We start from the raw sequence: 25,352 nt of genomic DNA, 5'->3' as shown, positions 1-25,352 counted from the left end.
CCTAGCCGAGGACCGGCTTGCGACCGAGCAGCGCGGCCAGCGCCGCGTGACGCTTTTCCACGGTTTCGCCGTACAACGCGCGGTCGTCGTTCGGCAGCGTGAGCGCAACGATCCCGGCATCGCCGGTCAGGCGGGTGCGCTGAAGCGGACCGGCGAGACCGGCGGACAGACGCTGGCCAAGCCGGATCGCGAGCCCCCACGCGACAGCGGTTGCCAGCGATCGCGGATCGGCGAGGCGTGACAGCGGCTCCGGCGAGATCGTGCCGCCCCCCAGACTGGTGAACAGCGCCTGCGCCAGTTGCGCGCGTTCGCGGGCATCGATCGCCACCCAATTGCCATGTAAGGCGACCTCGACACCGCGTTCGGCGCGGAATTCGGGGTTCGCGTGCCAGCCCACGTCCGCGAGCAGGCAGGCGGCGTGGCGGATACGCGCCTGCGCAGGCGATTCGTGCCCGAACAGTGGCGCGATCCAACGGTCGAGCAGGTCGCCATGTTCGGGGAACCGTCCCAGCAGCCGCCCTTCCTCCCGCGCGGCGACGATCAGCGGGTCGAGCGCGCGCGTTTTGGCGTCCAGCATCTCGAACAACAGCCCCTCACGCAGACCGAACGCGGAAATGACGGAACCGGTCGACCCGAGTTCGCGGATGACGATCTCCAGCAGCGCGGCGGCATCGGCCAGCGTCGCGGCGCGTCCGGCGGACAGGCCGGGGATGTCGCGCAACTGTTGCTTGGTCATGCCGGGAAGCTGTGCGGCGAGGGACGCGATCGTCGCGGGTAACAGTTCGTACTGGTGGACGACCGGCAGCGGGTAGTCCGACAACCCCATGTGCAACCGCCCGAGCGCCCGCCACGATCCGCCGACGAGATAGAAGGGCAGCCCCCTGCCCCGGCTTCGCCAACCTGCCGTGGCGATAAGGTCGGTGACCCGCTTCTCCAGCGGCTTGCCGCGGGTGCCCGCGATGCGCAGGACGCCGAGCGGGAACGACACGCGGTCCTCGACCTCGCCGCCGCGCACGCGCACGAGTTCGAGGCTGCCGCCGCCCAGATCGCCGACCACCCCGTCGGCGGCGGGCATGCCGGACAGGACGCCGTAGCCGGCCCCCAGCGCCTCCTGCTCCCCCGACAGGATTTCGACATTCAGGCCCAGCGACTCGGCTGCCTGGATCAGTTCCGGCCCGTTCGCCGCATCGCGTACGGCGGCGGTCGCGACGGTGCGGACGGTCGCCACCTCCATCTCGCGCGTCACCGCAGCGAAACGCGCGAGGGCGACTTGCGCTGCGGCCAGCGCGCCCGGCTCCATCCGCCCGGTCTGTGCAAGACCACGGCCAAGCCCGGCCATCACCTTTTCGTTGAACAGGGTCGCCGGCAGTCGCGCCGGTCCCTGATAGACGACGAGCCGCACCGAGTTGGAGCCGATGTCGACGATCGCCGTACGCGACGGATCCGAACGCTTGCCGAAGATGTTCACGGCGCCGCCCGCAGCGACAGCGTCGGCACCTTCTGCAGGGCCGCACCACGCCCGGACAGCGACGGGTTCGTCATGAAGTACCGGTGCAGGTTGAACGGCTTGTCGCCCGGATCGACGCGCGTGTAGTCACCGTCCGGCCCCAGTATCCAGCTCTGCTCGTTATCCAGCAGATTGGCGACCATGACCTGATCGAGGATCTGGTCGTGGACGGTCGGATTCGTGATCGGCAGCATATATTCGACTCGCCGGTCGAAATTGCGCGGCATCCAGTCGGCGGACGAAATGTACAGCTTGGCGCCGTCATTGGGCAGCGTCTTGCCGTTGCCGAAGACGCAGATGCGGCTGTGTTCGAGAAAGCGGCCGACGATCGATTTGACGTGGATGTTGTCGGACAGGCCGGGCACCTGCGGGCGGAGGCAGCAGATGCCACGGATGATGAGGTCGACCTCCACCCCCGCGCCCGATGCTTCGTACAGTTTGTCGATCAGCGCGGGATCGACCAGGCTGTTCATCTTCGCCCAGATCGAGGCGGGTCGCCCCGCCTGCGCATGCACGATCTCCGCGTCGATCAGCCGCAGCAGCCGCTGGCGGAGGTCGCCGGGCGACAGGCTGACGATCTTCATATCCTGAGGCTCGACATAGCCGGTGACGTAGTTGAACATCTGCGCGGCATCGTGCCCGATCACAGGATCGGCCGTGAAGTAGCTGAGATCGGTGTAAATCTTTGCCGTCACTGGGTGATAGTTGCCGGTCCCGAAATGGCAGTAGGTGCGAAAACCGCCGCTTTCGCGGCGCACCACCAGCGACACCTTGGCATGAGTCTTCCAGTCGATGAAGCCATAGACGACCTGCACGCCGGCGCGCTCCAGCGCCGAAGCCCAGACGAGGTTCTGTTCCTCGTCGAAGCGCGCCTTCAGCTCGACGACGGCGGTGACGGACTTGCCCGCCTCCGCCGCGGCGATCAGCGCGTTGATGACGGCGGATTGCTTACCCGCGCGATACAGCGTCTGCTTGATCGCCACCACGTCGGGATCGTTCGCAGCCTGCTTCAGGAAGGCAAGCACCACCTCGAACGTCTCATAGGGGTGATGGACGACGATGTCCTTGGCGCTGATCGCGGCGAAGCAATCGCCGCCAAACTCACGGATTCGCTCGGGAAATCGCGGGGTGAATGGCGTAAACTTCAGGTCGGGCCGGTCCTCGTCGACCAGCATGTCGAGGTCGGTGATGCCGAGCAGGTTGCCACTCTCGGTGACGATCGTGTCGCTGCCGCCGAGTTCCTCCTTCAACAGGCCTTCCAGCGCGTCGGGCATGCCGGTTTCCAGCTCCAGTCGGATGACACGTCCACGTCGGCGGCGCTTGATCGCGTTGGCGAAATAGCGGACGAGGTCCTCCGCCTCTTCCTCGATCTCGATATCGCTATCGCGCAGGACGCGGAAGGCAGCGGCACCGTGGACCTCGTAACCGGGGAAGAGCACGGGCGCGAACCGCTTCACGATCGTCTCGACGGAGACGTACCGCGCCTGGTCACCCGGCAGGCGGACGAAGCGCGGCATCGTCGCGGGCAGCATGACGATCTCGCGGATCGGCTCCTTATCGGATTTCCGCTCCAGATCGAAGATGACCGACAGCCCCTTGTTCGGGATGAAGGGGAATGGATGGGCGGGGTCGAGCGCCTGCGGCGTCAGGATCGGAAAGATCTGTTCACGGAAATGCGTCGCAAGCCACTCGTCGGCCTCGCCGTCGATCGCGTCGCGGCGGAGGATGAACAGACCGGCCTGGTCGAGCAGCACCCGCAGGTCCCCCCACACCGCCTGCTGGCTCTCCATCAACCGGTCGGCCTCCGCGACGATCGCACCGAGCTGCTGCCCCGGTGTCAGGCCGTCGGCGGAGCGCCGCTCGACATCCTGTTTCTGCTGGCCTTTCAACCCCGCGACGCGGACCATGAAGAATTCGTCGAGATTCGACCCGCAAATCGACAGGAAGCGCAGCCGTTCCAGCAGCGGGTGCGCAGAATTGCACGCTTCTTCCAGCACACGACGGTTGAACGCCAGCCACGACAGTTCGCGGTTGAAGTAGCGGTCGTTCGGCTCGGCGACGAATGCGTCGTCATCGGCCTCCGCGATCGTCACGATATGCGCTGGGCGGGTCATGGCATCTCCGGTTTGCCGGCGATCAGGCCGGCATCGATCAGGGTGGCTCGGGCAAGCGGAATGGTCAGGCGCTTGCGACGTTCCGCACAGGCCTGGTCGAGCGCATCAACCGTCCGCTCGACCGCCAGATGACTGCGTTCGATCCGGGAAGACAGCCAGTCGACGAGGTCCGGTCGCGCATCGAGACCCAGCCGATTGAGGCGATAGTCGAGCAGCGACCGCACCAGCGCATCGTCCGGCGGGCCGACTTCGACATGCACGCTGGCGGCAAGGCGTGAGCGCAGATCGGGAAGCGCGACGTCCCACAAGGGCGGCGGCGCGTCGGTGACCAGCAGCAACGGCCGGCCGCTCGATTGCGCGGCATTCCAGGCGTGGAACAGCGCTTCCTCCGACGTCGCATGAGCATCGTCCATGATAGCGCCGCCGCTTTTCGCGGCGAACAGGCGAGCGAGCGTGCTGCGGCCCGAGCGGCGCGGGCCGGTGAGGATCGCGACGCGCACCTGCCACGAGCCCCAGCGCTCCAGCAGGTGAACGGCGCGCGCATTCGATGGCGTCACGAGAAACGAATCGTCGCGGGGGTCGGCGGGGAGCGCCAGCGGCAAGGCCATCTGGCTGGGGAAGAGGCTGCGCGCCACGCCCTCAACCGGCCGTCTGGCTGTCCGCTGGCACGTCGGGCGGTACGACCTGCGGCGCGCGACGGATGCGGAGCGTGTCGCCCGCGCCCTGCACCTGATAGCCGCGCGCCTCCAGCGCGGCGGTGAGCGCTGCCGCCCCGCCGTCCGTCACGACGCGCATCAGCGATACGCCGCCAAGCGCGAGACTGGTCGTCGCCGCCGACCGCACGCCGGGAGTCGCGCGCACCAGCGCCTCCGTGTTGGCGACACTGGCGGTGCCGGGCGTGTCGAACTGGATCGTCAGCGTCGCGCCGGCGCCGATGGCGGGCGTGCCCAGATTGGCCATGACCGTGTCGATGTCACCGGTGGGAACCGGCGCCTGCGTGTCCGCCGGCTTCGGCGGCGGCGACAGGGCGACGTCCGGCTCCAGCCGGCCGCTGCGCAGCGCCTGCTGATAGATCGCGTCGAGCCGCTGCACACCGGCGTCGAGCAGTTGCGGGACACCCGCCGACGTGCCGACTCGCAGCAGAAACCGCCCGATCAGGTCGTTGTCCGGGCCATGCCGCGCCTCGAACGCGCCGATCACGGGCCCGCCGGGATATTGCCGCGTCAACCGGACCGTGGGGATCAGCACGTCCGATGCACCATACTGGTCGATGATCGTCCGCCACCAGCCGCGACCGGGCCGCTGGATCTGGCCGACGTTCAGCAGCAGCGGGTCGGCACCCGTTCCGGATGGCCTGATGTAATCGACCGAAGAGTTGCCGGTGCGAAACCGCGCCCACGCTTCCTGCCACGGCGTCCGCTGCTCGAACACCTGACCGATCCCGCCGGACCAGAGAACCGGTATGACGAGCATCGGCGTCGAGCGGCCGGCGGAGGTTGCGATGCCCAGAACCGCGCCCGTGCGCCCCCGGTCGAACAGCACGCCCAGTCGTGCGATGTAGCGCGTCGGGCCGATCTGCTCGTTCTCGACCACGATCCCCGACACGAGCTGGTCGAGCGTGCCGTCCGACACCAGTCCTCCGCCGCCGCCGAGCCGTCGCGAGAGCTGCACCCACGCCTTCCTCTGCGCCAGCCGCCAGCCGCCCAGCCGCGCACCGTCCGCGGTCTTCGCGGCGACATCGACGGTGACGCCGGAAACTTCGAACGCGCCGGCGCTGTCGACCGGCGCGACGCCGCGACCGGTATCGTCCATCTGCGCAACCGTGGCGGAAGCGAGAGCGAGCGCGGCTACGGCGGCAAGAGCGATGGAGCGGCGCATGGTGCCGCGCCTTTTGCAGAAGCGGGCGTGGAAATCCAAGCGCGATGTGGCTAGGCGCATCGGTATGAGCGAGAACCCCTCCTACACCTACGCCGATGCCGGCGTTTCGATCGCTGCCGGTAATGCGCTGGTGCGCGCCATCGGCCCCCTCGCCCGCTCGACCCGGCGCGCTGGAGCGGATGCCGATCTCGGGGGATTCGGCGGGCTGTTCGATCTGAAGGCGGCAGGCTTCGTCGATCCGCTGCTGGTCGCGGCGAACGACGGCGTCGGCACGAAGCTGAAGCTGGCGATCGAGTGGGACCGGCATGAGGGCGTCGGGGTCGATCTGGTCGCAATGTGTGCGAACGACCTGATCGTGCAGGGTGCGGAGCCGCTGTTCTTCCTCGATTATTATGCCAGCGGCAAGCTGGAGGCGGGGATCGCCGAACGCGTGATCGCCTCGATCGCGGAAGGATGCCGGCAGGCAGGCTGCGCGCTGATCGGCGGGGAGACGGCGGAAATGCCAGGTATGTACGCACCCGGAGATTACGATCTGGCGGGCTTCTGCGTCGGCGCGGTCGAGCGCGATCGGTTGCTGACCGGTCAGACGATTGCGGCTGGCGACGTGGTGCTGGGGCTGGCGTCCAGCGGCGTGCATTCCAACGGCTTCTCGCTGGTGCGGCGACTGGCGGCGGACAAGGGATGGAAGCTGGACCGTCCGGCGCTTTTCGACGCGGACAGGCTGCTGATCGACCATTTGATGGCGCCGACGCGAATCTACGTCGCGAGCCTGCTGCCGCTGCTGCGCGAGGGACGGATCAAGGGTTTGGCGCATATCACGGGCGGCGGGCTGCTGGAGAATATCCCGCGCGTTCTGCCGGCGGAAGCGCATGCCGTTATCGATGCGGACGCTTGGGAGCAGCCGCGGCTGATGGCGTATCTGCAGGCGCAGGGAGCGATCGAGCCGGAAGAGATGGCGCGCACCTTCAACTGCGGAATCGGCATGGCCGTGATCGTTGCCGCCGATGAGTCGGACACCGTCACGGCGGCGTTGATCGCCGCCGGCGAGAGCGTCGCGACGATCGGCCGGATCGAGGCGGGACAACGCGGCTGCACCGTGCGCGGCTCCGCCGAAACCTGGAGCGCCCGTGGCGACTGGACGGCGAGCCATGTCCAATAACCAGCGCGTCGCCATCCTGATCTCCGGTCGGGGATCGAACATGATGGCGCTTGTGGAGCAGGCGCGTGGTTACGAGGTGGTGCTGGTCGCCTCCGACAAGCCGGAAGCTGCCGGCCTGGTCTGGGCGCGCGAACGTGGGCTTGCGACGTTTTCGTTGAGCCCGAAAGGGATCGGAAAAGCGGCGTACGAGGCGCAACTCGACGCGGCACTGCGCAAGGCAGAGGTCGGGACGATCGCGCTTGCCGGCTATATGCGCCTGATTTCCGACGACTTTGTCGCGCGCTGGCGCGGACGGATCGTCAACATACATCCCTCACTGCTGCCCCTCTACAAAGGCCTCGACACCCACGCACGGGCGATCGCGGCCGGTGACGAGCACGCGGGCTGTTCGGTGCACGTCGTGACCGAGGAACTGGACGGCGGCGCGGTGCTGGGGCAATCGCGGGTGGCGGTGTTGCAGGACGACGACGCCGAGACGCTGGCGGCACGGGTCCTGTCGGCCGAACATGCGTTATACCCGCGCATCCTGTCGGAGTTTGTGATGACGCCCATCGATCGTATCCGTGAAACCGGGTTGAGCCTGCCCGAGACGGAGGAGCGGCCGAGTGATGGGGGGGTCGGTTTCTTTGTGGACGGTGAGTTGTTTGCACAGGTTCGCGACGATCGTCACGGCGATGGGCTGTACGTCATGTGCGTGCGGACGAGCGGTGACGACGAGCGGGCGATGCTGCCGGAGGCGGCGCCCGACACCCGTTCGCCGCCTGCTTCCGGATGGGTCGACGTGACCCTGTCGGGCGATGTCGACTGGGCGCTGGTTGACGATCGTATCGCGCGAAGCTGGGAACTGGCCGCCCCCGCCCGCTTGCTGGAAGCGGGTGGCCGGTGAGCGAGACGTCGGAACAGGCGACCCGCCGCCGCTGGGTGACGCTGGCGGAAGTCGTCGCGGTTGCGGGCGTCGTGATCGCCGGCCTGACCTTCTACACCGGCTGGGCCGACCGGCGCGCCGATCAGGAAGCGCGGGTCGCCGACAAATCGAGCGAAGCGCGCGAGCGAGCCCGCGTCGATCTGGTCGCAACGGTCGAGGATGGCGGCAAGCGCCTGGCGATCAAGGACGAAAAGCACGACTTGCAGGATCTGGCGGTGCTGTTCCCCAAGGCGCTGGGTGTCGCGCCGGAGCGGCCGGTCGCGGATATCGCCATCGATGTGAATGCGATCGAAGCGCCGATACTGAAGCTGACCGACGGCGGTGCGGACGATCGCGCCGGGCGGCTGCCGGTGCTGCTGACAGTGCGGTACTGGGACGGCGATGCGGCGCGCACGTCGACGGCGATCTATGACCTGATCTGGCGGACCGAGGGACGCGTGCTGCGCGGTCGGACGTTGCGACTCGAAGGCATGCGCCTCCGTGAACGCGGCGGTAATCAGGCGCGGGTCGATGCCTTGTGGGCGCGCGAGAAGATTTGAATCCGGTAACGCCGGCGTAAACTACTGCCGGATTGGCTTGACGGTATCGCGAGGCGAACGTCCGAACCTTTGACGATAACGCCGGCCGAAGTCGCTCATATGCGTGAAGCCCCAGATGGTGGCGATATCCTGAATGCTGAGGTCGCTTTCGAGTTGCAAGGCCGCATGCACCCGATCCAACCGGCGCGAGATGAGGTATTGCACGGGACTGCACCCGACATGCCGCCTGAAACCGGTCTGCAAGGCGCGAGCATTGAGGCCGGCGGCGTGCGCGATATCGGATATCCGGATCGCCCGGCGGAGGTTCGCTTCGATGAAGTCCAGTGCGAGCTTGATCGGTCTGACCGAGATGTCCGCCGGCTTCGGCGTCATCGACCCGCCGCTCGACGGCCACGCACTGACGAACTGGTAGACGAGAAGCTCCTGAAGCAACGGCACGGTCAGGTCGTTATCGATCCGGCGGACAAGTTGGTCCTGCAGGACAGCCAGCGTCTGTCGCAACGCTGCCAGACCGGGACTATTTGCATCGACGACCGATAGGAACCGAGGGAGAAGGACGGACTCCGAACCGCTTAGCGTTCGGCAGGCGCGTTCGACGGCGTCACGGCCGATGCTCGCCGTCGTAGCCGAGAATCCAGCTGACGCCTGCTCGTGGTGCATTTCCCCAAAGGACGCGCACATCGCCTGATCGAACCCCACGACCGTTCCTTCGCCGCGCTTGTCGTCGCGAAGCATGAAGCCGGTCCGCACGAAGCGGATGGTGATGAGATCGGCCGCGAGCTTCGGGCGACTGATGAAGCCGTGGTGGGCTCGCGTCGTCCAGATGCTGAGCGTCTCGCTTTGGCTACCCTCGAATGCCAGATGAACCGCACTTCTGGGTGTTGGTTCGAACTGCACGGCGATACCGCCGGCATCGTTGACGGCGTCGAGTTGCAGAGTGGTGGTGATCTCGTGAACGAAGCGCGGTTGCGGCCGCCAGATCGCCGACCTACGCAAGGCTCCGCGACCATCGGATCGGGCTATGTCGTTCAGATCGAGGTTCAAAGTCGAATCGCTCAACGACTACACACCTTTCCTATTGACATGTTGTATTTGCGCCGCACTCCCGCGAAGAGCGAGTATCAACTTCCCGCGAGCATTGGGAGCGTACGCCTCCGCCGCCCTGCAAACGGAACGCTCGGATTAGCATCATTGCGAAAACGGACGAAGGTGAGTGTTGGTCGGGCGGAAACAGCCGCCGACCTAAATGGCGCTGTCACGCTGAGCACATATTCCACGAATGAACACTGCGCCTTATAAACCCATGTAAGTTAAGGCTCGATAAACATTGACAACATTTGCTCTCGTCGGCGGTTTTTACCGCCCGGGTGCGCCATAAAGACGTCCTCAACAACGCCATGCCCGGAATTCACATGAACCACTTTTTCTGCAAGTATATTCCGCCGCGTTCGGACTTCCTAGACACGCTGTCAGCCGTGGAAGTCGAGCTGCTGATGATGCAGCGCTATTGGCAGCAGGGGCTGGCGAAAAAGCGCCGGATCGTGGCGTGCGGGCCGGTGCTGGACCCGAACGGCGCGTACGGCGTGGCACTCTACACCCTGTCGGACGACGAAGAGATCACCGCACTGCTCGCGGACGATCCGCTGATGAAGGCCGGCCTCGGTGTTTATGAATGTCACCCGATGCTCGAGGTGACGGCGTTGCGCTGATGCTTCGACATCGAGCCGTGGCCCCCGATCATCGTTACCCGGACGAGCTTCCAGTCAGAGCCCGCGCGTAGACGCGGTCGTCGTGCCAGGTCGCGCCGACCTTGAAGCGGCGATCGGCGACGACGCTGAATCCTTGCCGCTCGTAAAAGGCGCAGGCGCGGTGATTGGTCGCGAGGACGCCCAGCAGCATGCGGGTGTGGCCGAGGGCGCGGGCATCTGTGATCGCGCGGTCCATCAGCGCCGATCCCAGCCCCGTGCCGCGCGCCGTCGATAGCGTGTAGATGCGGCGCAATTCAATGTCGCCCGGCATGATGTCGCCAACCGCGTCGGGCGTGGTCAGGACGGTGTAACCTACGGGCGCATCGCCGTCCGGATGGGTCGCGAGCGTCGCGATGCTGACGGGATCGGCGATCCAGCGGGCGAACATCGCGGGTGCGCTCTTGTTCGTCACGTGCGCGACGATGTCGTCGCCGGACAGGGTGCCGGCGAACGTCTCGAGGAAGCTGGCGGCCGCAACGAGCGACAGGGCCGGCGCATCGCCTGCCTCCGCCCGTCGCAGCCGGCACGGCATCAGCCGACGATCTCTTCCGGCTTGAAGAAGTACGCGATCTCGATCTCGGCATTTTCGTCCGAATCCGAACCGTGGACGGTGTTCGCCTCGATCGACTCGGCCAGTTCCTTGCGGATCGTGCCCGGCTCGGCATTGGCGGGGTTGGTCGCGCCCATGATGTCGCGGTTGCGCTGCATGGCGTTCTCGCCCTCCAGCACCTGCACGACGACCGGGCCGGAGATCATGAATTCGACCAGATCGTTGAAGAACGGACGCTCGCGGTGAACGGCGTAGAAGCCCTCGGCCTGCTCGCGGCTCATCTGGATGCGCTTGGACGCGACGACGCGCAGACCGGCTTCCTCCAGCATCTTGGTGACGGCGCCGGTGATGTTGCGACGCGTGGCGTCGGGCTTGATGATCGAAAAGGTACGGTTCGCGGCCATGACGGTCACGGGCTCCTGTCTGATGGGGAGGAAAGTCGCGTCGCCCCTAGTCGGGGGCGGAGCGGAAGGCAACAACACCCGCTGGTCAGGCGGCCTGTTCCCAGCGCCCCGCGTCGTTCTGCTTCCAATAGCGGCGCTGGACGCCCTCGCGATCGGCGAGCGCTTTCCACGCCAACCGTGCCTCGCGGATGCGATCGTCGTCGAAGAAATGGAAGGCGCGATCGAAATCGAGCGCGTCGTCGCGCCAGACGCCATCGACCAGCGCGACGTTGCGCGCACGATTGGCCGCGTTGACGTCGGGCGCGATCAGTACCGGCTGAACGGTATCATCCGCCTGTCCCAGTTGTGCGTGTGGAAGGAAGCTGGTCGGTGCGTAGCTCCACAGCAGGCGGTCGAGCGCGTCACGCTGGGCAGGCTCGCTCGCGACGATCAACAGGCGCCCACCGCTCGCCACCACCTTCTCCGCGATCTGGGGAAGCGCGCGGTCGAGCGGAGTGGCGGTGAGATGGTAGAAGTCGACCTGCATGCGGGCGGTCTAGCGGCGGCGTGGCGTGGCGGGAAGATACCCGCCGTCATGCCCGGCCTGTGCCGGCATGACGCTTGGATTTGCAGGTGGAGCCGATCGCGCTGCCTTCAAGTCGGCTCGGCGCGGACGGATCACGGACTATCCCCTTCCCGTTCGCGCCGAGCGCCGGAGCGTACGCCCCTACTTTTCGAAATTGTCCGCCACGAAGCGGTCGAGCAGCTTCACACCGTAACCCGTTGCGCCCTTGTCGTAGCCGGGGCCGGGCTTGTCGGACCAGACCATGCCGGCAATGTCGAGGTGCGCCCACTTCACGCCCTCGTCGACGAAGCGCTTGATGAACTGCGCCGCGGTGATCGATCCGCCACCGCGCGGGCCGACATTCTTCATGTCGGCGATCGGGCTGTCGATCAGCTTGTCGTAGGTCGCCGACAGCGGGAACCGCCAGAGCTTGTCGTCGGTCGCCAGACCCGCTGCGGCGAGCTGCGCGGCGAGATCGTCGTCGTTGGAGAACAGCCCGCCATATTCGTTGCCGAGCGCGACGATCATCGCGCCGGTCAGCGTCGCGAGATCGACGATCGTCTTCGGGCGGAACGTGCGCTGCGTCCAGGTGATGGCGTCGGCAAGGACCAGCCGGCCCTCGGCGTCGGTGTTCAACACCTCGATCGTCTGGCCGGACATCGACGTCACGACGTCACCGGGGCGCGTGGCGAGGCCATCCGGCATATTCTCGACCAGCCCGCAGACGCCGACCACGTTCGCCTTCGCCTTGCGCGTGGCGAGCGCGCGCATCGCGCCGACGACGGCCCCGGCGCCGCCCATGTCCCACTTCATGTCCTCCATACCGGCGGCCGGCTTGATCGAGATGCCGCCGGTGTCGAATGTGACACCCTTGCCCACCAGCGCGAGGTCGGGATCGCCCTCCCCCGCTCCGTTCCAGCGCAAGGCGAGGACGCGGGCCTCGCGTGCCGAGCCGAGGCTGACCGACAGCAGCGAGCCCATGCCCAGCTCGCGCATCGCATCCTCGTCAAGGACGGTGATTTCCAGCCCCAGCCCCTCGACATCGGCGCGGACACGCTCGACGAAGGTTTCGGGGTAGATGATGTTCGCCGGCTCCGCGACGAGCGTGCGGGTGAGCGCGAGCCCCTTGGTCAGTGCATCCTGATGCAGCCACGCCGCGTCCGTACCCTCGGGCGCGCCGGCGATGGTCAGCGCGGTGAGCGTCGGCTTGGCGGTTTCGGCCAGCTTGGTCCGGTACACATCATGCCGCCACGCGCGCTGCGCCGCGGTTGCGGCCAGCTTCGCCACCGCCGCTGGCGACGGCGCGTTCGCCAGCGCCGACAGGTCGACGGTCGCCTCCGTCGCACCGGAGGTCAGCAGCTTCGCCACGATCGCGCCACCCGCCTTCCGCCAGCCGGTTTCGTCGTTGCCGACGCCGACGAGCAGGATGTGCCGGACGGTTTCGGCCTCTCCCGCACTGACGAACAGCTCGACGGTGGAGCCCGCTTCACCCGAAAAGCGCGACGCGGATGAGGCCGCCTCCGCGACGCGACGCGTGGCGTCGCCGGTCCACCGGGTTCGGGCCAGCGCGTCCTTCTCGACGGGGATGACGAGAATGGCCGCATCGGCGGCCGCAGCGGGCGCGAAATGAATCTGCATGAAGTCCTCGGTTGATGAACATCACATCTAGGATTGCGGAGGGGGATGACAAGCGCGGCGTGGCCGGGACGGCAGCGGGCGATAAAGCACGACGTTGCGGGACCGCGCGGGGTGCGATAGGCGCAGAGCGTGTCGCTGTCCTGTCAGGAGGCCCGCGTCGACGTGTTGAAGGGGACGGGTTTCTTGCCGCGTATCGACCTGTTCGCTGGGTGTGCCGTGATGGCATGCGCGGTCGGCCTGACCACCAGCGCGACCGCGCAGGACCTTCAGGACCGCCCTGTCGCGCCGCCGACCGGCGATCCTATCGCGGGCGCCCCGCCCGCCGCCGACGATCAGGTGCAGTTCGCCGCCGGCGCGCTGGAGTATGACTCCGAGGGCGATATCGTCACCGCCAAGGGCGACGTGCGGATGATCCGCCAGGGGCAACGATTGCGCGCCGATCAGGTGGTCTGGAACCGCAAGACGGGCAAGGTCGTGGCGACCGGCGATATCGCCGTCACCAATCCGCAGGGCGATATCGCTTACGGCGACCGCATCGACCTGACCGACACGCTGAAGGACGGCGTGGTCGACAACATGCTCGTCGTCCTGGAACAGGGCGGACGGCTCGCGGCCGCGAAGGGTACGCGGTCGGAGGACGGCACCGTTACGCTGGAGACCGCCGCCTACACGCCCTGCGCGGTCGAGACGTCCAAAGGCTGCCCGAAGGAGCCGAGCTGGAAGATCACCGCGATCAAGGTGACGTATCGGCCGGACAGGCAGCGCGTCTATTACGCCGGTGGGCGGCTGGACCTGTTCGGCCTGCCCGCGCTGCCGCTGCCGCGCTTTTCGCATCCGGTCGGCGGGTCGAGCGACAGCGGCCTTCTCAGCCCGCAGTTCAGCTATAGCCGGGTCAACGGGCTGGAACTGGCGACGCCCTATTTCATCAAGCTCGCGCCCAATCGCGGCCTGACGCTGACGCCGCATATCTATTCCAGCGTGCTGCCGATGGCGGAGGCGGATTACTCGCAACTGTCGGAGCGGGGGGCGTTCCGGCTGCATGGCTATGTCACCGAAAGCCGGCGGAGCGACGACCTGAACACGGTCGATCCGACCGATACCGAGATGGCACTGCGCGGCTATATCGACGGTGTTGCACGGTACCAGTTCACACCGGAGTGGAGCGCGAGCGGATCGCTGCGGCTGGCGACCGACCGCACGTTCCTGCGCCGGTACGATATTTCGCGCGACGACCGGCTGCGGAATACGGCGACGTTGCAGCGGATCGGCACCGACAGCTATTTCGCGATCAGCGGCTGGGCTGTGCAGACGCTGCGCGTTAATGACAGGCAGGGCCTTCAGCCGATCGCGCTGCCCGAGATCGACTATCGTCGCCGCTTCGCCGATCCGCTGCTGGGCGGGCGCATCCAGTTGCAGGTCAACAGCCTCGCGCTGACGCGGACGGACGGACAGGACACGCAGCGCGCGTTCGCCAGCCTGCAATGGGACGTCCGGCGGCTGACCAACTGGGGGCAGGAGGTGACGTTCACCGCCTTTGCGCGGGGTGATGCCTACAACACCAACGATACGCTCTCGACCGCGGTCGTCACCTATCGCGGCACAGAAGGGTTTCAGGGCCGGGCGATCGGGGCGCTGGCGGCGGACGTGAAGTGGCCGTTCGTCGGCAGTTTCTTGGGAGGGACGCAGCGGCTGACCCCGCGCGTGCAACTGGTGGCGGCACCGCGGATCAAGAACCTGTCGATCCCGAATGAGGATTCGCGCGCGGTCGACCTCGACGACACCAACCTGTTCGCGCTCAACCGTTTCCCCGGGTACGACCGGTTCGAGGATTCGTCGCGCGCCACCTACGGTGCGGAGTACGCGCTCGACCTGCCGGGCTTCAGCCTGGATACGGTCTTCGGCCAGAGTTACCGGCTGTCGACGCGCGCGACGATCCTGCCGGACGGTACCGGGCTGAGCGACCGGTTCTCCGACTACACGGGACGGACCGAGGCGCGGTTCCGGGACTTCGTGTCGATTGTGCATCGCTACCGTCTGGACAAAGACAGCTTCCGGGTGCGCCGGAACGAGGTGGATGCGACCGTCGGCAGTCGTTCAACCTACGCGTTGGTCGGCTATCTGAAGCTGAACCGCGACATCGACCAGACCGAGGATCTGCGCGACCGCGAGGAGGTTCGCGTTGGTGGCCGGGTTCAGATCGCACGCTTCTGGTCGGTGTTCGGCTCGGCGATCGTCGATCTGACGAATCGCGACGAGGACGTGCTGTCGCTGGCCGACGGTTTCGATCCGATCCGTCACCGGCTGGGCGTGCAGTATGAGGACGACTGCATACGGCTGGGCGTGACGTGGCGGCGCGATTACCGGCAGATCGGCGATGCGCGGAAGGGGAACAACTTCCTGTTGACGCTGGCGTTGACGAACCTCGGCCGCTAAGCGCGGGTTCAGTATCGCCGGGGTAGTCGCGTCGTCTTTCGAGATGATCGCGCAAGTGGGACAGGTAGGCCGAGTGAATCAGCATCGTCGTTGGACCCTCCTGGCGGGTAGCCTGATGGGCATCGCCGCCGTGGCCGCAGGCGCGGTCGCACAGACCGTCCAGGACAACAGCGTGCCGCAGGCGCCGCTGGATATTCCCGCCAACCTCCAGATCTTCGGCAAATTCGATCCCAATGTCCGCAAGCCGACCGCGATCGTCAACAACACGGTCATCACCGGAACCGATGTCGATCAGCGCGTCGGACTGGTGCTGGCCGCGAACAACAGCGGACAGGTTAGCGCCGAGGATCGCGAGCGGCTGAAGTTGCAGGTGCTCCGCCAGTTGATCGACGAGACGCTCCAGATCCAGGAAGCGCGAACGAACGACATCACGATCACCAAGCCGGAGATTGACCAGAGCTACGACCGGGTCGCCCGCAACTTCAATCGCAACCCGCAGCAGATGGCGGCATTCCTGCGCGAGGCGGGATCATCGGAAAAGTCGCTGAAGCGCCAGATCGAGGGCGAACTCGCGTGGCAGCGGTTCCTGCGTCGCAAGGTCGAGCCGTTCGTCAACATCGGCGATCAGGAAGTAAAGGCGATCCTCGACCGGCTGGAGGCCAGCAAGGGTACCGAGGAATATAACCTCCGCGAGATCTACCTGTCGGCGAACGATGCCACGGCGCAGCAGGTCGTGACCAACGCGCGTGGGATCATCACCGAAATCCAGAAAGGCCAGCAGCCGTTCGAGTATTTCGCGCGGCAATTCTCCGAAGCGTCGACGCGTGCGGTCGGGGGCGACCTCGGCTGGGTCCGCACCGCGGTGCTGCCGGCCGAACTGGCAGCGGCGGCGCAGCAGATGCAGGTCGGGCAGGTCGCCGGACCGATCGAGGTACCCGGCGGCGTATCGATCCTGTACCTGACCGACAAGCGGCAGGTGCTGACCGCCGATCCGCGCGATGCGAAGCTGAGCCTGAAGCAGCTGACGTTACGCTTCCCGGACGGCACCACGCAGGCGCAGGCGACTCAGCGCGCAGAGGCGTTTACCAAGGCGCTGGCGAACATCCAGGGTTGCGGTACGGTCGCAAAGGTGGCCGGCAGCGTCGGCGCCGAAGTCGTCGACAACGACACGGTGCGCGTCCGCGACCTGCCGCCGCAGCTGGGCGATATCATGCTGAAGTTGCAGATCGGTCAGTCGACGCCGCCATTCGGCTCGCCCGAACAGGGCGTGCGCGCGCTGGTGCTGTGTGGTCGCGACGATCCCAAGAGCGGGCAGTTGCCGACGAGCGATCAGGTCGAGAACCAGCTTCAGTCGCAGCGCGTCAACCTGCGCGCGCAGCAGAAGCTGCGCGATCTGCGACGCGACGCCGTCGTCGAGTATCGCTGAGGCCGCGGGCGTGACTCCGCTCGCGGTGTCGATCGGCGATCCGGCCGGCGTCGGGCCGGAGATCGTCGCCAAGGCGTGGGATGCGCGGGCGTCGCGCGGTTTGCCGCCGTTCTTCGTCGTCGGTGATGCGCGGTCGATCGCCCGCGTCTGGGCCGGACCGATTGCGGAGATCGACGATCCGCAGGCGGCGCTGGACGCGTTCGATCGAGCCCTGCCGGTGCTGACCGTCCACGATGCGGGCGAGATCACGCCGGGCGTACCCGATGTGGAGGGTGCGCGCTGTGCGTTGCAATCGCTGGAGCTGGCGGTCGGGCTGGTGCGGTCGGGGGCGGCACGAGCGCTGGTGACCGGGCCTGTCGCGAAGATCCACCTGTATGCGATCGGCTTCGAATATCCGGGCCAGACCGAATTCGTGGCGGAGCGGTGCGGCATCGCTGGCGAGAACGCGGTGATGATGCTGGCCGGACCGGACCTGCGCGTCGTGCCGATGACCACGCATGTGCCGCTCTCTGCGGTGCCGGACCTGATCACGGTAGACCTCGTGCTGGCGAAGGCTCGGGCGACGGCGCGGGGGCTGACGCGCAATTTCGGGATCGAGCGGCCACGGCTGGCGGTCGCCGGGCTGAACCCGCATGCGGGGGAGAGCGGTGCGCTGGGACGCGAGGAGATCGAGGTGCTGGAGCCGGCGATCGCGCAGCTGGTGGCGGAGGGGCTGGACGTGACCGGGCCCTATGCGGCGGACACACTGTTCCACCCGAGAGCGCGGGCGCGGTACGATGCGGCGCTGTGCTGTTACCACGATCAGGCGCTGGTGCCGATCAAGACGCTGTTCTTCGACGACGGGGTGAACATGACGCTGGGCCTGCCGATCGTACGGACGTCGCCCGACCACGGCACCGCCTTCGCCATCGCCGGACAAAACCGCGCGGAGCCGGGTGCGATGATCGCAGCGATCGCGATGGCAGCGGAGGCCGCGGACCGCCGCGCCGCGTCGGGGATATGACCCCCCTCACCCCGTTGCCGCCGCTGCGCGACGTGATCGCGCGCCACGGCCTGTCGGCGTCGAAGGCGTTGGGCCAGAATTTCCTGTTCGACGGGCAGTTGCTCGACCGCATCGCGGCGGTGCCGGGCGACCTGACGGACGCCGAGGTGCTGGAGGTCGGGCCAGGTCCGGGCGGGCTGACGCGGGCGCTGCTGAAGGCAGGCGCTCGGGTGACGGCGATCGAGCGGGACGCGCGTTGCATGCCGGCGCTGGCCGAACTGGGTGAAGCGTTTCCGGGGCGGCTGCGCGTGATCGAGGGCGATGCGCTGACGATCGACATGCCGACGCTGTTCGAGGGCAAGCCGCATATCGTCAGCAATCTCCCCTATAATGTCGGCACCGCGCTGCTGATCGGGTGGCTTTCCGCAGAGTGGCAGCCGTGGTGGCAGAGTTGCACGCTGATGTTCCAGAAGGAAGTCGCGGACCGGATCGTGGCCGGCCTCGACAGCCCGGCTTACGGCCGGCTGGCGGTGCTGGCGCAGTGGCGGAGCGTGCCGCGGATCGCGATGCCGGTGCACCGGTCGGCCTTTACCCCGCCGCCGAAGGTCATGTCCGCGGTGGTCCACATCGTGCCGGTCGAGCCGCCCGCTGGCGTGCGGCTGGCGACGTTGGAGCGGGTGACGGCGGCGGCGTTCGGGCAGCGGCGCAAAATGTTGCGGCAGAGCCTGAAGGGGGTGCCGGGCGCGCTGGACGCTCTGAATACAGTAGGGATCGAGGCGACACGCCGCGCCGAGACGGTGTCGGTGTCGGAGTTCGTGGAGGTCGCGCGGGTTCTGGGGTGATCGCCGCGCTGCTGTGACTATTCCTTGGACACGCCGGGTTTCGGATCGACCTGTGCTGTGGTGATCGGCGGGCCCTTCTGGATGGCGGCGGCCAGCGTCGTCGCTTCGGGGCACTGGCCCTTGCAGAGCGTCTTGAGCTTCATGAGGTTGGCGCGCGCTTGAGTCAGGGCGCCCTTGTGGACCAGCGCGGTCCCCTGCCCGGCCAGCGCGGCGCGGTCGTTCGGCTCCAGCAGCAACGCCTCGCGGTAGAGGCGGATCGCCTTGCCCGGCAGGTCGCGGGCGTCGGCGACCTCGGCCAGCGCGACGAACGCGCCGCGGTTGCGCGGATCGACTGCGACGGCGGTTTCGAGCAGGTCGGTCGCGCCGTCGAGATTGCCGGCGGCCTTGGCCGCGCGCCCCTCGGTCAGCAACTGCATCGACCGCGCGTCGATCTGGTCGTCGGGCCGCTGCCCGCTGAGCGAAGTGGACAGGCTCACGGTTGCCAGCAGACCGGCAAAGGCGAGGCACGAAACACGCATGATCGTCTCCGAAGGCGACATTGTGACGACGGCTACCACGCAGCCCGGAGGCGCGCGACAAAAAACCCGTCCGTGCCATCCGTGCCGGGATCGAGCCGCAGCCCCTCCCCGCGCGGACGCCCGGCCGGCAGGCCGAGCAGGTCCACGGTCCAGCCGGAATGGCGGGCGAGGAAGGCGTCCACCTGCCCCGCGCCCTCGTCGTCGAGGAGCGAGCAGACGATGTAGACGAGGTGGCCACCGGGCTTCACCAAGGCCGCGCCGAGATCGAGGACGTGCGCCTGCAATGCCTGCAGCTTGGTCAGGCGATCGGGCGTCAGCCGCCAGCGCGCCTCCGGATTGCGGCGCCATGTGCCGGTGCCCGAGCAGGGCGCATCGACCAGCACGCCGTCCGCCTGCCCGACGAGGTCGGCCAGCATATCGGCTTCCTGGCCGGGGTTGAGCAGGCGGGTGCGGACGATCGATACGCCGGCGCGCTCGGCGCGCGGGGCCAGGCGCGACAGGCGGGTCCGTTCGGTGTCGCAGGCGATCAGTACGCCCTCGTTGTTCATGCGCGCCGCCAGCGCCAGCGTCTTGCCGCCGGCGCCCGCGCACAGGTCGACGATGTTCATGCCCGGTTGTGCCGGCAGCGCGAGGCCGACGATCTGGCTGCCCTCGTCCTGCACCTCGATCGCGCCGTCGGCGAAGGCGGGCAGTTGTTCGATATTGGTGCCGGACGGCAATCGCCAGCCGCCGCTGACGCGGAGTTCGACGGCGTCGGGAAGGTCGGGCGCCGGCTTGAGGCTGTTGGCGCGGATATCGAGCGGCGCGCGGTCGACCAGCGATTGCAGCGGCACGTCGGATTTGGCGAGCGACGCCTCCAGCCAAGCCGGCGCGATGCCGCTTGTGGCGCGCGGTTCGCCAGCATCGATCGGCGCGGGGCCGTAGGGCGAGCCGTCGAACGTGGCGGCGAGGTCCGTGTCCTCGTCGGTCAGCGCCAGCATGGCGGCGCGGCCGCTCACCGGAAGGTCGCCGGCGCGGCGGATCGCGGCGTAGACGAGTTCGCGGACGGCCCGGCGGTCCTTCGATCCGGCATACCGACGCTGGGCGAAGAACCGCGTCGCGAGCGTGTCGGCCGCCGCACCGCCCTTGCGGGCGGCGGTGATGATCTGATCGAGCAGGTCGATCGCGGCCTGGGTTCTGGCAGCGGGAGTCATCGGAAGGTTAGCCTAAGGTTAGTCCAACGCGACGTTTCGCGAAGGGATGTGCGGAGCGGTTGGTCCGCGAAAACGCGGTGGACCGTTGGAAGAGTTGGCGTCTCTGACCGCCTGCCATTCCCAGTATATTCCCGGCATGACGATACGCTGCCCTCGCACGCACGCTCATGCCGCAACCCGTGACAGATCGGCACCGTGTAGGACAGCGCCGATCGTCCCGCTGAGCATCAGCGCGTCGGATAATTCGGGGCCTCGCGCGTGATCGTCACGTCGTGGACGTGGCTTTCCTTCAGGCCCGCGCCGGTGATCTGGACGAACTGCGCGCGGCTCTGGAGGTCCGGGATGGTGCGCGATCCGGTGTATCCCATCGCCGCCTTCACACCGCCGACGAGCTGGTGGATGACGTCGCGCGCGGGGCCCTTGAAGGCGACCTGACCCTCGATCCCCTCGGGCACCAGCTTCATCTGGTCCTTGATATCGCCCTGGAAATAGCGATCCGCCGAGCCGCGGCCCATCGCGCCGACCGAGCCCATGCCGCGGTACGACTTGTAGGCGCGACCCTGATACAGGAACGTCTCGCCCGGTGCTTCCTCGGTGCCCGCGAGCAGCGATCCGACCATGCAGGTGGACGCGCCGGCGGCCAGCGCCTTGGCGAGATCGCCCGACGTGCGCAGGCCACCGTCGGCGATCACCGGCACGCCGGCCTTCGCACCTTCCTCGGCGCAATCCATCACGGCGGTCAACTGCGGCACACCGACGCCGGCGACGACGCGCGTGGTGCAGATCGATCCGGGGCCGATGCCGACCTTGATCCCGTCCGCGCCCGCGTCGATCAGCGCCTTCGTGGCCTCGCCCGTCGCGACGTTGCCGGCGACGACCTGAACCGAGTTGGACAGCTTCTTCACGCGGGCGACGGCGGCGGCGACTTCGCGATTATGACCATGCGCGGTGTCAATGATGATGAGGTCGCATTCGGCATCGACCAAAGCCTCGGTGCGCGCGAAGCCCTTGTCGCCGACCGTGGTGGCGGCGGCGACGCGCAGGCGGCCGGCGGCGTCCTTGGTGGCGGTGGGATAGGTCACCGCCTTTTCGATATCCTTGACGGTGATGAGGCCGACGCAGGCGTAGTTGTCGTCGACGACCAGCAGCTTTTCGATGCGGCGCTGGTGGAGCAGGCGGCGCGCCTCCTCCTGCCCGACACCGGTCGACACGGTCGCGAGATTGTCGCGCGTCATCAGTTCGGCGACGGGTTGCTTCGGGTTTTCGGCGAAGCGCACGTCGCGGTTGGTGAGGATGCCGACGAGGCGACCGTTCGCCTCCACGACGGGAATACCGCTGATCCGGTGGCGGGCCATCAGCGCCTGTGCTTCGGCGAGCGTCGCGGTCGGCGCGATCGTGTAGGGGTTGACGACCATGCCGCTTTCAAAGCGCTTCACCTGACGCACCGCGGCGACCTGTTCCTCGACGGTCAGGTTGCGGTGCAGCACGCCGATGCCGCCGAGCTGGGCCATGACGATCGCCATGTCCGCCTCCGTCACCGTATCCATCGCGGCGGACAATACCGGGATATTCAACGCGATACCGCGCGTCACGCGGGTGCGAGTATCCGCCTCGCTCGGCAGCACGTCCGACTCCGCGGGGACCAGAAGGACATCGTCGAAGGTGAGGCCGAGGCGGATGGTCATGGGCGTCCTGCTAAATGGGTTGCGGGCCATGTAGCCCCGCGACGCCTGTATCGCTAGGGTGTCGGCATCAACGAGGGGATCGACCGATGGGCCTGACCGTCGCCGCACTGGGGCTGATGCTGGTGCTTCTGTATCTGTTCACGAGCATCAAGATCGTGCGGCAGGGCTATCAGTACACGATCGAGCATTTCGGGCGGTACACGACCACCGCCGCGCCCGGTTTCAACTTCTACCCGGCGTTCTTCTACCGTGTCGGCCGCAAGGTGAACATGATGGAGCAGGTGATCGATATCCCCGGACAGGAGATCATCACCAAGGACAACGCCATCGTATCCACGGATGGCGTGGTGTTCTTCCAGGTGCTGGATGCCGCGAAGGCGGCGTACGAGGTGTCGGACCTGTATGTGGCGCTGTTGCAACTGACGACGACGAACCTGCGCACGGTGATGGGGTCGATGGACCTCGACGAGACGCTGTCGAAGCGGGACGAGATCAATGCGCGGCTGTTGTCGGTGGTCGATCACGCGACGGTGCCGTGGGGCGTGAAGATCACGCGCGTCGAGATCAAGGATATCCGTCCGCCCGCCGATATCGTCACCGCGATGGGCCGGCAGATGAAGGCGGAGCGCGAGAAGCGTGCCAACATCCTCGAAGCCGAGGGCACGCGCGCGTCGGAGATTTTGCGCGCCGAGGGCCAGAAGCAGGCGCGCATTCTGGAAGCCGAGGGCCGTCGTGAGTCGGCGTTTCGCGACTCCGAAGCGCGCGAGCGGGCGGCGGAGGCGGAAGCCAAGGCGACGCAGGTCGTGTCCGACGCGATCGAGTCGGGCGGTACGCAGGCGATCAACTATTTCATCGCGCAGAAATATGTCGAGGCGATCGGCAAGTTCGCCACCAGCCCGAACGCCAAGACCATCCTGTTCCCGGTCGAGGCGACGCAATTGATGGGCACGCTGGGCGGGATCGGCGAATTGGCGAAGGATGCACTGGGCGAGCGCAACACCAAGGCGGAGGCATCCGCGCCCAAGCGGGGGCCGTTTGAACTGCCCAAGCCGTGAGTCTTGACGCCATCGGCGGACCCGCTGGGGCGTGGCTCGCGGCGGCGCTGGTACTGGGGATCGCCGAACTGCTGATCCCGGGCGTGTTCCTGGTGTTCGTCGCGATCGCGGCGGCGATCACCGGCATCGCCACCTGGGCGCTGCCGGAATTGCCCGGCGCGGCGCAGGTCGGCAGTTTTGCGGTGTGGAGCGTGGTGACGGTGCTGATCGGGCGGCGCTGGTACACCGACTATCCGGTCGGTGGAGGCGACGTGCGGTTGAACGACCGTGCGGCGCGAATGATCGGCGAGACGGTGACGGTGGAGGTGGCGATCGTCGACGGCCACGGGCGGGTTCGCGTGGGCGACGGATCGTGGCCGGCGCGAGGGCCGGATGCGGCGGCCGGCACGCGGGTGCGGGTGGTGCGGGTCGAGCATGGGGTCGCGCTGGTGGAAATGCTTCCGCCGCAGTGACCCTCACCCGTCCGGCGCTCCGTGCCTTCCTTCCTCTCCCAACGGGAGAGGAAGGAAGGGTTGGTTCAGGCGGCGATCTTCGGAGCGGACTGGCGCACGCCTTCGTCGACATGATCCGCGAACTGCGCGAAGTTCTCGACGAACAGGTCGACCAGCTTGGCGGCGGTGGCGTCATATGCCGCCTTGTCGGCCCACGTCTCGCGAGGGTCGAGCATCGCCGTATCGACACCCGGCACCGCGACGGGCACCTTGAAGCCGAAGTTCGGATCGGTGCGGAACTCGGCATCGTTCAGGCTGCCGTCGAGCGCGGCGTTGAGCAGCGCGCGGGTGGCCTTGATCGGCATCCGATTGCCGACGCCGTACTTCCCGCCGGTCCAGCCGGTGTTGACCAGCCAGCAATCGACATTGCCGCGGGCGATCCGCTCTTTGAGCAGATTGCCGTAGATCGAGGGATGCCGCGGCATGAACGGCGCGCCGAAGCAGGTCGAGAAGGTCGCGTCCGGCTCGGTCACGCCGATCTCCGTCCCCGCCACGCGTGCGGTGTACCCCGACAGGAAGTGATACATAGCCTGGTCGGGGGTCAGCTTGGCGATCGGCGGCAGCACGCCGTACGCATCGGCCGTCAGCATGACGATGTTGGACGGCACGCCGCCCATATTCTCCTCCGACGCGTTCGGGATGAAGTCGATCGGGTAGGCGCCGCGGCTATTCTCCGCGAGGCTGTTGTCGTGCAAGTCGAGCTGACGCGTGACCGGGTCCATGACGACGTTTTCGAGCACGGTGCCGAACCGCTTGGTCGTCGCGAAAATCTCCGGCTCCGCATCGGCGGACAGGCGGATCATCTTGGCGTAGCAGCCGCCTTCGAAGTTGAAGACCGCGTCGTCGGACCAGCCATGCTCGTCGTCGCCGATCAGCGTGCGGCTGGCATCGGCGCTGAGCGTCGTCTTGCCAGTGCCGGACAGACCGAAAAACACCGCGGTACGACCGTCGGCGCCCATGTTGGCGGAACAGTGCATCGGCATCACGCCCTTCGGCGGCAGCAGATAGTTGAGCAGGCCGAACACCGACTTCTTCATCTCGCCCGCGTAGCGCGTGCCGCCGATCAGGATCAGCTTCTCGGTCAGGTTGACCGCGATCACCGTATCCGACCGCGTACCGTGGCGCGACGGATCGGCGCGGAAGCTGGGCAGGTCGATGATCGTGTAATCGGGCCGGAAGCCGCGCAGTTCATGCTCCTCCGGGCGGACCAGCATCGTGCGGATGAACAGATTGTGCCACGCGAGTTCGTTGACGACGCGGACGCGGACGCGGTTGCCCGGCTGCGACCCGCCGTACAGGTCCTGCACGTACAGGTCCTCGCGACGCTTCAGTGCGGTGAAGAAATCGGCCTTCAGCGCGGCGAAATGCTCGGGCGTCATCGCCTTGTTCGACTTGCCCCACCAGACGGTATCCTCCGTCTCGGCGTCGCGGACGATGAACTTGTCCTGCGCGGAGCGACCGGTGTGCGCGCCGGTTTCGACCACCAGCGGGCCGTCGGCAGAGAGCTTGCCTTCCTTGCGGGCGACGGAGGCCTCGACCAGCCGCGCGGTCACGAGGTTCCAGTGGAGGTCGGCGCGCGTTTCGATACCCTGCGCCTCGAGGCCCGATTCCGGGATGCGTTCGTTCAAGATCCTGTCCTTTTCCCTACCCACGTCGCGGTCTTCGCCGCATACGTATGCCTAGGTCCCATCGCATAGGCAGCGACGGGGAGACCGTCAAAC

23 protein-coding genes are annotated in these 25,352 nt (G+C 67.2%); 10 read left to right on the top strand and 13 right to left on the bottom strand.

Annotated elements, in window-relative coordinates; all coding sequences use genetic code 11:
• Position 1: 1 nt before the first annotated feature.
• Genes ILT43_RS00820 through ILT43_RS00805 form a run of 4 tightly spaced genes read right to left on the bottom strand, consistent with a single transcriptional unit; the run spans position 2 to position 5,499 of the window.
• On the bottom strand, positions 2–1,468 hold the full coding sequence (locus ILT43_RS00820) for a Ppx/GppA phosphatase family protein (protein WP_204193268.1): 1,467 nt from the start codon (positions 1,466–1,468) through the stop codon (positions 2–4).
• On the bottom strand, positions 1,465–3,621 hold the full coding sequence (locus tag ILT43_RS00815; RefSeq protein WP_204193267.1) for an RNA degradosome polyphosphate kinase: 2,157 nt from the start codon (positions 3,619–3,621) through the stop codon (positions 1,465–1,467). The genes ILT43_RS00820 and ILT43_RS00815 overlap by 4 nt, the downstream gene beginning before the upstream one ends.
• Positions 3,618–4,229 carry an HdaA/DnaA family protein gene (locus tag ILT43_RS00810; RefSeq protein WP_239473922.1) on the bottom strand — a complete coding sequence of 204 codons (612 nt, stop codon included), beginning with the start codon at positions 4,227–4,229 and terminating at the stop codon, positions 3,618–3,620. The genes ILT43_RS00815 and ILT43_RS00810 overlap by 4 nt, the downstream gene beginning before the upstream one ends.
• Positions 4,230–4,260: 31 nt before the next feature.
• Positions 4,261–5,499, bottom strand: coding sequence for a hypothetical protein (locus ILT43_RS00805; RefSeq protein WP_204193264.1), 1,239 nt, complete (start codon positions 5,497–5,499; stop codon positions 4,261–4,263).
• 64 nt (positions 5,500–5,563) lie between these two features.
• Here ILT43_RS00805 and purM point away from each other — a divergent pair, with 64 nt between their 5' ends.
• The 3 genes from purM to ILT43_RS00790 are packed head-to-tail and all read left to right on the top strand — an operon-like array spanning position 5,564 to position 8,122.
• Positions 5,564–6,658: a phosphoribosylformylglycinamidine cyclo-ligase gene (gene purM / locus ILT43_RS00800; RefSeq protein ID WP_204193262.1), complete on the top strand. Its 1,095-nt coding sequence runs from the start codon at positions 5,564–5,566 to the stop codon at positions 6,656–6,658.
• Positions 6,648–7,544, top strand: a complete 897-nt coding sequence (gene purN / locus ILT43_RS00795; protein ID WP_204193260.1) for a phosphoribosylglycinamide formyltransferase — start codon at positions 6,648–6,650, stop codon at positions 7,542–7,544. The genes purM and purN overlap by 11 nt, the downstream gene beginning before the upstream one ends.
• A complete protein-coding gene (locus tag ILT43_RS00790; protein ID WP_204193259.1) occupies positions 7,541–8,122 on the top strand; it encodes a hypothetical protein in 582 nt (193 codons plus the stop codon). The genes purN and ILT43_RS00790 overlap by 4 nt, the downstream gene beginning before the upstream one ends.
• A 21-nt stretch (positions 8,123–8,143) precedes the next feature.
• On the opposite strand, the gene ILT43_RS00785 is transcribed toward ILT43_RS00790, so the two are convergent.
• Positions 8,144–9,166, bottom strand: a complete 1,023-nt coding sequence (locus ILT43_RS00785; protein WP_204193257.1) for an AraC family transcriptional regulator — start codon at positions 9,164–9,166, stop codon at positions 8,144–8,146.
• 323 nt (positions 9,167–9,489) lie between these two features.
• On the opposite strand from ILT43_RS00785, the gene ILT43_RS00780 reads away from it, so the two are divergent.
• Positions 9,490–9,831 (top strand): YciI family protein, encoded by a 342-nt coding sequence (locus tag ILT43_RS00780; protein WP_204193256.1) that lies wholly within the window; start codon positions 9,490–9,492, stop codon positions 9,829–9,831.
• Positions 9,832–9,865: 34 nt separating this feature from the next.
• Here ILT43_RS00780 and ILT43_RS00775 read toward each other — a convergent pair whose 3' ends face one another.
• From ILT43_RS00775 to ILT43_RS00760, 4 genes are all read right to left on the bottom strand, one after another.
• Positions 9,866–10,402 carry a GNAT family N-acetyltransferase gene (locus tag ILT43_RS00775; RefSeq protein ID WP_204193255.1) on the bottom strand — a complete coding sequence of 179 codons (537 nt, stop codon included), beginning with the start codon at positions 10,400–10,402 and terminating at the stop codon, positions 9,866–9,868.
• Positions 10,402–10,824 (bottom strand): nucleoside-diphosphate kinase, encoded by a 423-nt coding sequence (ndk, locus tag ILT43_RS00770; RefSeq protein WP_055843352.1) that lies wholly within the window; start codon positions 10,822–10,824, stop codon positions 10,402–10,404. The genes ILT43_RS00775 and ndk overlap by 1 nt, the downstream gene beginning before the upstream one ends.
• A gap of 85 nt (positions 10,825–10,909) precedes the next feature.
• On the bottom strand, positions 10,910–11,350 hold the full coding sequence (locus ILT43_RS00765) for a DNA polymerase III subunit chi (RefSeq protein ID WP_204193254.1): 441 nt from the start codon (positions 11,348–11,350) through the stop codon (positions 10,910–10,912).
• Between the two features lie 180 nt (positions 11,351–11,530).
• Positions 11,531–13,006: a leucyl aminopeptidase gene (locus tag ILT43_RS00760; RefSeq protein ID WP_204193253.1), complete on the bottom strand. Its 1,476-nt coding sequence runs from the start codon at positions 13,004–13,006 to the stop codon at positions 11,531–11,533.
• Between the two features lie 219 nt (positions 13,007–13,225).
• On the opposite strand from ILT43_RS00760, the gene ILT43_RS00755 reads away from it, so the two are divergent.
• From ILT43_RS00755 to rsmA, 4 genes are read left to right on the top strand one after another with little or no spacing between them, the layout of a single operon-like run.
• Complete coding sequence (locus ILT43_RS00755; protein WP_239473919.1) at positions 13,226–15,439, top strand: LPS-assembly protein LptD; 2,214 nt, start codon at positions 13,226–13,228, stop codon at positions 15,437–15,439.
• Between the two features lie 43 nt (positions 15,440–15,482).
• Positions 15,483–16,865: a peptidylprolyl isomerase gene (locus tag ILT43_RS00750; protein WP_425530280.1), complete on the top strand. Its 1,383-nt coding sequence runs from the start codon at positions 15,483–15,485 to the stop codon at positions 16,863–16,865.
• Between the two features lie 10 nt (positions 16,866–16,875).
• The gene (gene pdxA, locus ILT43_RS00745) at positions 16,876–17,868 is read left to right on the top strand and encodes a 4-hydroxythreonine-4-phosphate dehydrogenase PdxA (protein WP_204193250.1); all 993 of its coding nucleotides are present in this window, start codon (positions 16,876–16,878) and stop codon (positions 17,866–17,868) included.
• Positions 17,865–18,689, top strand: a complete 825-nt coding sequence (rsmA, locus tag ILT43_RS00740) for a 16S rRNA (adenine(1518)-N(6)/adenine(1519)-N(6))-dimethyltransferase RsmA (protein ID WP_204193249.1) — start codon at positions 17,865–17,867, stop codon at positions 18,687–18,689. The genes pdxA and rsmA overlap by 4 nt, the downstream gene beginning before the upstream one ends.
• Before the next feature lie 17 nt (positions 18,690–18,706).
• Here the strand turns inward: rsmA and ILT43_RS00735 are convergent, their stop codons facing one another.
• The 3 genes from ILT43_RS00735 to guaB form a co-directional block, all read right to left on the bottom strand.
• Complete coding sequence (locus tag ILT43_RS00735; protein ID WP_204193248.1) at positions 18,707–19,207, bottom strand: tetratricopeptide repeat protein; 501 nt, start codon at positions 19,205–19,207, stop codon at positions 18,707–18,709.
• A gap of 32 nt (positions 19,208–19,239) precedes the next feature.
• The gene (locus ILT43_RS00730) at positions 19,240–20,400 is read right to left on the bottom strand and encodes an RsmB/NOP family class I SAM-dependent RNA methyltransferase (protein WP_204193246.1); all 1,161 of its coding nucleotides are present in this window, start codon (positions 20,398–20,400) and stop codon (positions 19,240–19,242) included.
• A gap of 227 nt (positions 20,401–20,627) precedes the next feature.
• Positions 20,628–22,085, bottom strand: a complete 1,458-nt coding sequence (gene guaB / locus ILT43_RS00725; RefSeq protein WP_204193245.1) for an IMP dehydrogenase — start codon at positions 22,083–22,085, stop codon at positions 20,628–20,630.
• Positions 22,086–22,171: 86 nt separating this feature from the next.
• On the opposite strand from guaB, the gene ILT43_RS00720 reads away from it, so the two are divergent.
• Both ILT43_RS00720 and ILT43_RS00715 read left to right on the top strand, forming a co-directional pair.
• A complete protein-coding gene (locus ILT43_RS00720) occupies positions 22,172–23,140 on the top strand; it encodes an SPFH domain-containing protein (RefSeq protein WP_204193242.1) in 969 nt (322 codons plus the stop codon).
• Positions 23,137–23,592, top strand: a complete 456-nt coding sequence (locus tag ILT43_RS00715; RefSeq protein ID WP_204193241.1) for an NfeD family protein — start codon at positions 23,137–23,139, stop codon at positions 23,590–23,592. Before ILT43_RS00720 ends, ILT43_RS00715 begins: the two co-directional genes overlap by 4 nt.
• 65 nt (positions 23,593–23,657) lie before the next feature.
• Here the strand turns inward: ILT43_RS00715 and ILT43_RS00710 are convergent, their stop codons facing one another.
• Positions 23,658–25,259: a phosphoenolpyruvate carboxykinase gene (locus tag ILT43_RS00710; protein ID WP_204193240.1), complete on the bottom strand. Its 1,602-nt coding sequence runs from the start codon at positions 25,257–25,259 to the stop codon at positions 23,658–23,660.
• Positions 25,260–25,352: the final 93 nt, after the last annotated feature.

The organism is Sphingomonas longa (assembly GCF_016892685.1).
GTDB lineage: Bacteria > Pseudomonadota > Alphaproteobacteria > Sphingomonadales > Sphingomonadaceae > Sphingomonas > Sphingomonas longa.
This window is presented reverse-complemented; position numbering and strand designations above follow the sequence as displayed.